The organism is Spiroplasma endosymbiont of Megaselia nigra (assembly GCF_003987485.1).
Classification (GTDB): domain Bacteria; phylum Bacillota_I; class Bacilli_A; order Mycoplasmatales; family Mycoplasmataceae; genus Spiroplasma.
Genome location: NZ_RCOO01000247.1, coordinates 1 through 1418 on the forward strand (window position 1 = coordinate 1; position 1418 = coordinate 1418).

The 1418-nt window shown below is 21.8% G+C and carries 2 protein-coding genes and 1 pseudogene; 1 reads left to right on the plus strand and 2 read right to left on the minus strand.

Annotation, left to right across the window (positions count from 1 at the left end; translation table 4 throughout):
• Positions 1 to 807, plus strand: an 807-nt coding sequence (locus D9R21_RS07610; protein ID WP_158613974.1) for a hypothetical protein, incomplete at its 5' end; no start/stop codon positions are given.
• On the opposite strand, the gene D9R21_RS06470 is transcribed toward D9R21_RS07610, so the two are convergent.
• Both D9R21_RS06470 and D9R21_RS08600 read right to left on the minus strand, forming a co-directional pair.
• Positions 723 to 1019 carry a transposase gene (locus D9R21_RS06470; RefSeq protein ID WP_126821542.1) on the minus strand — a complete coding sequence of 99 codons (297 nt, stop codon included), beginning with the start codon at positions 1017 to 1019 and terminating at the stop codon, positions 723 to 725. The two genes, D9R21_RS07610 and D9R21_RS06470, sit on opposite strands and share 85 nt — an antisense overlap.
• Positions 1020 to 1053: 34 nt before the next feature.
• A pseudogene (locus tag D9R21_RS08600) lies at positions 1054 to 1170 on the minus strand (IS30 family transposase); the annotation flags it as partial.
• Positions 1171 to 1418 lie beyond the last annotated feature (248 nt).

Here is a 1418-nt window from a genome sequence, read left to right on the forward strand (position 1 = left end):
GCTGCTCGAACAACTAGAATTTTAAAATTAGCCAAAGAAACTAAATTGCTTGAAAAATTAGGTGTAATAACTGCTGATAATTTAGAAGATGTTGTAAGGCAAGTTACAAGTAAAAAGATTTTATCTGATAAATTAATATTTGATTTTACAAAGCAGGCTAATAATGAAACTTTATTATATACAATTGGAAAATTAGCCCGAAATGATTTTTATAAAGGTTTTAAAGTTTCTAATTTAGAAACAATTAATAATTTATTAAAAATTGAGAAAAATATTCAAAAAATAAGTCCTAAATTAGTTCAAAAAATACCACGCGTAAATGAAAAAAATGCTAATAAATGATTGTCTGAATATGGATTAAATATTGATAAAATAAGCAAAATTAATACTAATGAGTGATATAACATTATGACTAATCTTCATAAAAAAGGTGTTGGTAAAAATCTAATATTAAATTCTAATTTAATGCGTAACAGTAAAATATATAATAATAAATTATTAAATATCTTGCATCAAACACCAATTAAACTAAATAAAGTTTTAAATCATTTAAACCCAAATTTTTATATTCAAAAAGTAACTAAAAAATTATTAGCCCCAATTGAAAAACAAATAATTACTATTAAACAAAAAGTAATTAATAAAATTACTGATAAAATTAAAAAAATATTGTCTAAATTTGAAACTAAGGCTATTAAAAAAGGTCAATTATTGCCTTTTGCTTATGGTTCTGATGTTTTTTTAGCAGTAAAAATTATTCCTTTATCAGTTGCGGGTGAAGTTGCTTTAACAATCCTAACTTTATAATAGTTTAAATCTTTTTTTTCAAATGGTTTTTTTGGACCTTTTGGTGTATTTAAAATTCCTTTTTTAAAATTTCTTTGTCATGAATCAAGTGTTTTTATATTTACTTTATATTTTTGCGCAATATAAGTAAGCGATGTTTGTTCAATTTCTTTTACTGTATTTTTTCGAAATTCTGCAGTATATGTTTTAAATTTTTGTTCTTTTCCTGCCATTAAAAAATGCACCTCCTCTAAAAGTTTAGTAAAGTTCTTTTTTAATTTTACTTACTTTTTGGGGTGCAGTCTTCTTTTTGCAACTATCAGATAAAAATAAATCCTTAAAAAATCTTCGTTCATCAAATTGTACATGTATATAATCTTGCATATATTTGTATCTCCATTTCTTTTATTAAATTCATTTATACACGAATTTTTAAAAAGTATTGACAAATATTTTTAAAGATATATTATTAATTTGTAACAAGTAAAGAATTTGTATCTCTTTATGCTTGAATTACAAAATAAAAAGTAAAGTAATTTACTTTTTTTTATTTTGATGTAAAATATAGATAATAAAAAAGAACCACGATGGTTCTTTGTTACATTTTTATAGTTATTTATTACTCTTTTATT